This window comes from Sphingomonas sp. (assembly GCF_035758555.1).
GTDB lineage: Bacteria > Pseudomonadota > Alphaproteobacteria > Sphingomonadales > Sphingomonadaceae > Sphingomonas_B.
In genome coordinates this window covers 1-8,036 of the sequence record NZ_DASTXI010000106.1, presented here as the reverse complement: position 1 = coordinate 8,036, position 8,036 = coordinate 1, and the positions used below count along the sequence as shown (strand labels likewise).

Annotated in this window: 5 protein-coding genes; 2 read left to right on the top strand and 3 right to left on the bottom strand. The window is 65.9% G+C overall.

Going from position 1 to position 8,036, the window contains the following annotated elements; all coding sequences use genetic code 11:
* The first annotated feature begins 27 nt into the window (after positions 1-27).
* Complete coding sequence (locus tag VFT73_RS06490; protein ID WP_326409357.1) at positions 28-873, top strand: M23 family metallopeptidase; 846 nt, start codon at positions 28-30, stop codon at positions 871-873.
* Positions 874-1,014: 141 nt separating this feature from the next.
* Here the strand turns inward: VFT73_RS06490 and VFT73_RS06485 are convergent, their stop codons facing one another.
* The gene (locus VFT73_RS06485) at positions 1,015-1,530 is read right to left on the bottom strand and encodes a hypothetical protein (RefSeq protein ID WP_326409355.1); all 516 of its coding nucleotides are present in this window, start codon (positions 1,528-1,530) and stop codon (positions 1,015-1,017) included.
* Between the two features lie 234 nt (positions 1,531-1,764).
* On the opposite strand from VFT73_RS06485, the gene VFT73_RS06480 reads away from it, so the two are divergent.
* Positions 1,765-4,977 (top strand): TonB-dependent receptor domain-containing protein, encoded by a 3,213-nt coding sequence (locus tag VFT73_RS06480; protein ID WP_326409354.1) that lies wholly within the window; start codon positions 1,765-1,767, stop codon positions 4,975-4,977.
* An 82-nt stretch (positions 4,978-5,059) separates the two neighbouring features.
* Here VFT73_RS06480 and VFT73_RS06475 read toward each other — a convergent pair whose 3' ends face one another.
* Positions 5,060-6,085 carry a hypothetical protein gene (locus VFT73_RS06475; protein WP_326409353.1) on the bottom strand — a complete coding sequence of 342 codons (1,026 nt, stop codon included), beginning with the start codon at positions 6,083-6,085 and terminating at the stop codon, positions 5,060-5,062.
* Between the two features lie 105 nt (positions 6,086-6,190).
* Positions 6,191-8,036 (bottom strand): AAA family ATPase (locus VFT73_RS06470; protein ID WP_326409352.1); only part of this gene is annotated, 1,846 nt, incomplete at its 5' end.

The window sequence follows — 8,036 nt, the reverse complement described above, 5'->3', positions numbered from 1 at the left end:
GATCGCAACCCGGGCCATGACCGCCAGGTGAGGGGACTGATCGCGTTCGCGGCGGTCGCGCTGATCGCGGCCGCTCCTTCTCCGGATTTCAGCCTCCGCGGAAAGATCGAGCAGGGCGGCGTCGCCTACGGCACCGCGCCGCAGGGGACCGTCAGCCTGACGCTCGGCGACGAGACGGTGCCGGTCGCGCCCGACGGCCGCTTCATGCTCGGCTTCGACCGCAACGCGCCCGAATCGCTGACGCTGACCGCGAAGACGGCTTCCGGCGACGTCCTCACCCGCACGCTCGAGATCGGGCCGCACGCCTGGGCGCTGCAGCATGTCGACGTCGCGAAGCGGCCGCCGGTCAGCAACAAGGAATTCGCGCGCCTGCGCGCGCCCGAGATCAGGCAGATCGTCGCCGCCCGCGCGGAGATGTCCGACAGCGACGGCTGGAAGCAGCATTTCGCCTGGCCCGCGCATGGCCGGATCAGCGGCGTGTTCGGCTCGCAGCGCATCTATCGCGGCGGCGAGCCTGGCGCCTATCATTCGGGCGTCGACATCGCCGGCGGTGCGGGCGCGCCCGTCACGGCGCCTGCCGACGGCGTCGTCGTGCTGGCCGCAGACAAGCCCTTCACGCTCGAAGGCAATCTGCTGATGATCGACCACGGCATGGGCCTGAACAGCGCCTTCCTCCATTTGTCGAAGATCGTCGTGAAGGAAGGCGATCATGTGAAGAAGGGGCAATTGCTCGGCCGCATCGGCAGCACCGGCCGTGCCACCGGCCCGCACCTTCACTGGGCGATGAAGTGGAAAGGCGCGCGCATCGACCCGATGTCGCTGACCGGGCCGATGACCGGTCAGGACCTGAAGAAAGCCGCGGTGGAGAATTAGGCCGGTTGCGGCCGGATCGACCCCACATCGCTCGTCCCGAGCGGAGCGCGAAGCGCGCAGTCGAGGGGCGCCGGCACGAGGTTCGGAACAGCGGCCCTCGACTTCGCTCGGGACGAGCGAACCGGTGGATCGAAAATCATTCTAGCCCACCCGCATCCCTTTGACCGAGCGGTTGCCTTCGAAGCGGATGAAATAGCTGCCCATCAGGCCCTTCTTGATCAGCACCTTCTGGCCCGGCTTCGGGAAGGCGTTGATCCCTTCGGTCGTCTCCCAGGTCGCGCCGTCCTCCAGCGTGAAGCGAAACCGGCCATAGCCGATCGAGCGCACCGTCTTGATCGGCTCGTCGATCTGGCTGAACTCCTCTTCGTCCTTGTCGTCCTTGTCGTTGCCGAAGAACGGCAGCTTGGGCAGCGAAAAGCCGAACAGCGAGCGTTTGGTCTTTCGCACTTCCTGCTTGTCGAGGACGACCGTTTCCTTGTTCTCGACCGATTGCAGCAGCGCGCCTGCGGCCTGGTCGTAGCAGGCGAGGCGCTGGGCGTTGTCGGTCATCGCGCGGCAGGCGCCGAGCGCCTGGATCGCGGCCGGTGGTTCGTCTGCCGCTACGGCAGGCGCGGCCAGCGCCGCTGCGGTCAATACGGTAAACGCGGAACGGATCATCGGCCGGGCCCCTCGGTTTCGCCGCAGAGGGTAAGGGCCCGTCTCCACCCCGGCAAGGCCGCGCGCACACTGTGACTGAAATGCTACACTTGGGGGCAAAACTCTCATTTGCCTGAGGCGAGGCGTTGTTCTGGACGCGTTATTTCGCCTAGTAGCGGCGTGATAGCTTCGTTTGCAGCTATGCCACCACGTGCGTCCGGCAGCGACCGGCCACGACAAAGGGGAAGAAAGACTATGCAGCTTGCACTTCGTCGGCACCTGCTGGCTTCGACCGTCCTGCTGGGCGCTTCGATGCTGGGCACCGCCGCTTATGCACAGGATCAGACCGCCGAGGCGGCGCCTGCCGCCGAGCAGGGGACCATCGTCGTCACCGGGTCGCTGATCACAAACCCGAACCTTGAGCGTTCCGTGCCGGTCAATGTGACCACCTCGGAAGAAGTCGAGCTGCGGCAGACCAACGTCGCCGAGCAGCTGCTGCGCGAGATTCCGGGCGTCGTCCCGTCGATCGGTTCGGCGGTGAACAACGGCAACGGCGGTAACTCGTTCGTCAACCTTCGCGGCCTTGGCTCCAACCGCAACATCGTCCTGATCGACGGTGTCCGCCTGGTCCCGGCCGAGCTGGCCGGCCGCTTCGACCTTAACAACGTTCCGCTCGCGCTGATCGAGCGCACCGAGGTGCTGACCGGCGGTGCGTCGACCACCTACGGCGCGGACGCGGTGTCGGGCGTGGTGAACTTCATCACCAAGCGCAATTTCTCGGGCCTCGAAATGGCCGCGTCGGAGCAGATCACCGAGCAGGGTGACGGCAACGTCTTCCGCATCGACGCCACGATTGGCGCGAATTTCGACGATGGCCGCGGCAACGCGGTGCTGTCGATCGGCTATCAGGAAGCAGACCCGGTCTATCAGGGTGCACGCGGGTTCAGCCGCTTCAACATCAGCGCATTCGGTGGTGGCGTGTCCGGCTCGGGCACCTCGGTTCCGTCTCGCTTCACCGGTGTCAACACCACCGGCGGTGACTTCATCTCGGCAGGCTGCAACACGCCGGGCGAGCCGGTGACCGTCCCTGGTGGGCCGACTTGCAATACCAGTGTTCAGGGCACCCGTCAGGTCACGGCCGACGGCAGCGCTTTCCGCGGTTCGAGCGCATTCGATCCGTTCAACTTCAACCCGTACAACGTCTTCCAGACGCCGTTCCAGCGCTTCAACGTCTTCGGCCAGGCGAACTATGAGGTCACGGACGGTCTCGAAGTCTATACCCGGGCGCTGTTCTCGAAGAACACGGTCGACACGATCATCGCGCCATCAGGCGCGTTCGGCATTGCGGTTCAGGTTCCGCTTAGCAATCCTTTCCTGACGCCTGCGATGCGTAACGGCTTCTGTGCGCTCGACACGAACCCATACGGCGTGCCGGCCTTTCGGAATCCGGACGGCTCGCTGCGTCCGGCGACGGCGGCCGATCCTGCCAATCTGATCATCCCCGCCTATTCTCCGCAGTTCAGCCAGGCGCAGTGCGACGCGGCGGCGGTGGCAACTGATCCGAACGATCCGAACTATCGCGAAGTCACGACGCAGCTCTCGCGCCGCGCGACCGAGGTCGGACCGCGCATCAGCAACTATGTTACGCAGGTCTTCGATTATCGCCTCGGCCTTCGTGGCGGTATCACCGACTCGATCAGCTGGGATCTGTTCGGCACCTATGGTGAATCGGACCAGCTCCAGACGATCAAGGGCTACACGCTGAACTCGCGCTTCCGCCAAGGTTTGCTGACCACGACGGACGCCAGCGGCGCCTTCGTCTGTCAGGATCCCAGCAACGGTTGCGTGCCCGTCAATCCGTTCGGCGCCGAAGGCGCGATCACGCCGGCGCAGGTCACGTTCCTGAATGCGAACAGCACCGTTTCGACCAAGACGACGCTGGCGCAGGCCCGCGCGACCGTCTCGGGCGATTTCGGGACGGTTCTGCCGTGGGCGGCCGACGCGGTCAGCTTCGCGGTGGGTGGCGAATATCGCCGCTATACCGCAGCGCAGCTGTCGGACGTGCTGGCGGCCAGCGGTGATCTCGGCGGCGCCGGCGGCGCGGCCCCGAACATCGACGGCGGCTTCGACGTCTATGAAGCGTTCGGCGAGTTGATTGCGCCACTGGTCCAGGACCGGCCGTTCTTCAACAACCTGACGCTCGAAGCTGGCGTTCGCTATTCGCACTACACGGTCGATGCGCCGAACAACCCGAAGTTCAACACCACGACCTGGAAGGCCGGCGGCAGCTGGGAACCGATTGACGCGATCAAGTTCCGCGGCAACTATGCCCACGCCGTTCGCGCGCCGAACATCAGCGAACTGTTCAGCCCGGTGAACACCGGCCTGACGTCGCTGACGGACGATCCCTGCGCCTCGATCAACGACAAGGGCGCCGTGATCCGCGGGGCGCCGACCGGCACGCTGCGCGCGGTCTGCCTGGCGCAGGGCGCGACTGTGGGTCAGCTCGGCACCATTCCGGTTCCGACCGCAGGTCAGGCCAATGCCACCGGTGGTGGCAACCTGAACCTGAAGCCGGAGAAGTCGAACAGCTATACCTTCGGTGTGGTGCTGCAGCCGGACTTCCTGCCGGGCTTCTCGGCCTCGGTTGACTATTACCACATCAAGGTCACCGACGCGATCACCTCGCCGACGCCGCTCGATGCGATTGCCGCCTGCTTCGGCAGCGATCCGCTGAACCCGGCAGCCGGCGCGGAAAACACCGCGGCCTGCACGATCATCCGTCGTAACCCGCTGACGGGTGCGCTCGCCGGGGATCCGACGACGACTCCGGGTCTGTTCCTCACCACGTCCAACCTCGGCCGCCTGAAGACCGACGGCATCGACGTGACGATGAACTACCGGGCCGATCTCGGCTTTGCGAAGCTGGCTCTCAACTTTGCGGGCAACTGGACGCACAGCAACACGTTCAACGCGAACGTGACTAGCCCGATCTCGTTCGATCGTGAGTGCGTCGGGTTCATCAGCGGCAGCTGCGGTTCGCTCCAGCCGGAGTTCAGCTGGACCCAGCGGACCACGCTCAGCTTCGAGAATGTCGACGTGTCGCTGTTGTGGCGTCACCTCAGCTCGTTCCGTCAGGAACCGCTGGACGTGATCAACAACTTCCAGGCCTATTCGGGTCCGTTCCCATCGAACAACTCGAACCTGCCGGGTTCGCCGCAGCAGGGTGCCTTCGGGAACGTCAACACCGGCTTCATCCCGTCGTTCGATTACTTCGATCTGTCGACGCGGATCGGCGTGGGCGACAACCTGACGCTGACGTTGACGGTGGCCAACCTGTTCGACAAGAAGCCGCCGCTGACCGGTCAGGACATCGGCAGCACGTCCTACAACAGCGGCAACACCTTCCCGTCGACCTACGACGCGTTGGGTCGCACGTTCAAGGTCGGTGCCCGCATGCGCTTCTAAGCGCTCGGCGGATGCCTGAACAAAGAAGGGCGGGTCCTCCGGGACCCGCCCTTTTTTATGTCCTTCTTTGAAAGGGCAGGGTTTAGCCGAGCAACCCGCCCGGCAGCGTCATCGGGATTCCGGCCCGCTCGGCCGTCACTTCCGTCCAGCGCGTGACTTTTTCCAGCTCATCGCGATGAACCGCCGCCGCACCCGCATATTCGGCTTCGCGCTCGGCGCGGCCAAAGGCCTCGCCCGATTTCGAATTGCGGCCGAAGCTCGTCGCGACGATTTCGTCCGCCTCGGCATCGCCGAGGTCGAATCCGTAGAGTCCGGCCAGCGCCGCCACGCTTGGCTTCGGCGCGTCAAGCAGCGTCTCGCTGTCGAGCGTCCGCACGCGAACGCCGAGTGCCTGCACCAGCTCCGCGAACAGCGCCTGCTGGGCGAGCCACCCGGCGGCCGCGATCTGCAGGTCCGTCTGGCCGAAGAATTGTGCGTCGTCGAAGCCCAGCCGCTGCACCAGTCCGTCGGTGCGCAGCCCCATGAACAGCTCCCGCACCCACAGCCGGCCGTCCAAACCCTTTTTCGCGACTGAGGTCAGGAACACGGGCAGTGGCGCGTGCAGCAGCAGCGCCTTCGCGTCGGGCCGCAGCGCCATCATCATCGGAATCAGGCCGTTCACGATGTTGGATGGCTTGATCACCACCGCTTCGCCGGGCGCGAACGGCCGCGCGAGCAGGGCCAGCGCCCCGTCCATTACCTCCGCCACGTCGCGTCCGGGTGCGCCGCGCCGGCGCCAGCCGACGATGTCGTTCAGGATCGCCGGCTCCTTCAGCCCCATTGCCAGCCCCTCCCGATCGAACGCGCGGGCGAGCAGCGTCGAGCAGCAAAAGGCCGAATGGAAAATGAAGTGCACCGGCGCGGACGGCGCTGCCGCCGCGAGTGCCTGCCGCCGGTCGCTCTGCACCGGCTCCTTGCCGGCCGGCATATGGTCGCCCGAAATGAACGTCGCCGCCCGGTGCTCGTCGCGCGTCAGGTGCACGAACTGGATCGCGTCCCGGCTCTCGACATAGCGGTGAGCGAGCCACAGCGGGTCGCGGGGGATTTGGATGATATCCTCGGCTGCCACGAAACCCCTTTCGTCACCCCGGACTGGATCCGGGGTCCACCTTCCTGTCCAGCACGTGGGAAAACCAAGGTGGATGCCGGGTCAAGCCCGGCATGACGAATGTGATCACGCGACCGCCAGCTCCAGCCGCCCATCCCCTTCGTCGACCTCGACCGTCGCGCCGTCACGGATATCGCCCGCCAGGATCATCTCGGCGAGCGGATCCTGCAGATATTTCTGCACCGCGCGCTTCAGCGGCCGCGCGCCATAGACGGGATCGTAGCCGACCCGCCCCAGCCATGCCCGCGCGGCGTCGGTCAGTTCCAGCGTCACCTTGCGGTCGGCCAGCAGCTTCTGGACGCGCGCGACCTGGATGTCGACGATCGGCCCCATATGCTCCTGGCCCAGCCGGTGGAACAGGATGATCTCGTCCAGCCGGTTCAGGAATTCGGGCCGGAAATGGCCGCGCACGATCTCCATCACCTGCGGCTCGACCGACTTCACGTCCTCGTCGTCGGCAACCTGGCTCAGGAACTGGCTGCCCAGGTTCGATGTCAGGATGATCAGCGTGTTCGAGAAATCGACCGTGCGGCCCTGGCCGTCGGTCAGCCGCCCGTCGTCAAGCACCTGCAGCAGCACGTTGAACACGTCGTTGTGCGCTTTCTCGACCTCGTCGAACAGCACCACCTGATACGGCCGCCGGCGCACCGATTCGGTGAGCACGCCGCCTTCCTCGTAACCGACATAGCCCGGCGGCGCGCCGATCAGCCGCGCGACCGCGTGCTTTTCCATGAACTCGCTCATGTCGATCCGCACCATGGCGGCCGGATCGTCGAACAGGAATTGGGCAAGCGCCTTGGTCAGCTCGGTCTTGCCGACGCCGGTCGGCCCCAGGAACAGGAACGATCCCAGCGGCCGGTTCGGGTCCTGCAGCCCCGCGCGCGCGCGCCGCACGGCGGTCGAGACCGCGCGCACCGCATCGGCCTGGCCGATCACGCGCGTGCCGATCACGTCTTCCATGTGCAGCAGCTTTTCGCGCTCGCCTTCCAGCATCCGGTCGACCGGAATGCCGGTCCAGCGCGACACGACTGAGGCGATGTCGTCGGCAGTCACTTCCTCGCGCAGCATCGCGCCGGCGGCAGCGCCCTGCGCCTCGGCCAGCTGCTTCTCGAGCGCGGGGATCACGCCGTAGCTGAGCTCGCCCGCCTTGGCGAGGTCGCCCTGCCGCTGCGCCTGCTCCAGCTGCAGCCGCGCCTGGTCCAGCTGTTCCTTGACCTTCGCTTCCCCGGCGATCTTCTCCTTCTCCGCCTGCCAGCGCGCGGTCAGTTCGGCCGATTGCTGCTCCAGGTTGGCAAGCTCGGCATCGAGGTTCGCCAGCCGGTCCTGCGAGGCGGCGTCGGTCTCCTTCTTCAGCGCCTCGCGCTCGATCTTCAGCTGCATGATGCGCCGGTCGAGATTCTCGATCTCCTCCGGCTTGGACTTGATCTCCATCTGCAGCCGGCTCGCCGCCTCATCCATCAGGTCGATCGCCTTGTCGGGGAGGAAGCGGTCGGTGATGTAGCGATTGGAAAGCGTCGCCGCGGCCACGATCGCGCCGTCGGTGATCCGCACGCCATGGTGCAGCTCGTACTTCTCCTTCAGCCCGCGCAGGATCGAGATCGTGTCCTCGACCGTCGGCTCGTCGACGAAGACGGGCTGGAAGCGCCGCTGCAGCGCCGCGTCCTTCTCGACATATTTGCGATACTCGTCGAGCGTGGTCGCGCCGATGCAGTGCAGCTCGCCGCGCGCCAGCGCCGGCTTCAGCAAATTGCCCGCGTCCATCGCGCCTTCCGCCTTGCCGGCGCCGATCAGCGTGTGCATCTCGTCGATGAACAGGATCACGTCGCCCTCGGCCTGGCGAACCTCGTCGAGCACGCCTTTCAGCCGCTCCTCGAACTCGCCGCGATATTTGGCGCCGGCGATCAGCGCGCCC